The 531-nt window shown below is 55.4% G+C and carries 1 protein-coding gene; it reads left to right on the top strand.

The features are described from left to right. On the top strand, nt 1-418 hold a 418-nt coding region (locus Xedl_RS20060), incomplete at its 5' end, for a DNA topoisomerase (RefSeq protein WP_208605117.1). Nucleotides 419-531 lie beyond the last annotated feature (113 nt).

The following is a 531-nucleotide window of genomic DNA, read 5'->3' as shown; positions in this document are numbered from 1 at the left end:
TCTGGACACCTTATTTAAACGCCAGCTGATTGAGCGAAAAAAGAAAGCGATCCACGCAACACCGCTGGCGCAGGAACTGATTGCCGGGCTGCCGGCGGTACTGACCGATCCGGGTATGACCGCGTTATGGGAACAATCGCTGGAAGATATTGCGCAGGGCAAAGCATCGCTGGCGGTTTTTATGCAAAAACAGGCGCAGTGGCTTGTGCATTTAGTCGAGCGCGGCAAGGCACAGCCGCTGCATCTGACGTTGCCGAAAACCCCCGAATGCCCGAACTGTGGCGGCCGGATGCGGCAACGGCAGGGAAAAACCGCGCCGTTCTGGGGTTGTGTGAACTATCCGGCCTGTAAAGGCAGGCTGAATGACAAAGCGGTCACCCAATCGCGCAAAGCCCGGCGTGCAAATCAACGGACATGAAGATCTGGTTGTTGATTGACGCCCTGACAGGATGCTTTAAGAATTAACCTGTTTCTTAAATGATCGATGAGCCTGCAACGATCGCCTCCGGGTGGCTGTAAAGCTCCCGTAGC

This window comes from Xenorhabdus eapokensis (genome assembly GCF_001908105.1).
This window is presented reverse-complemented; position numbering and strand designations above follow the sequence as displayed.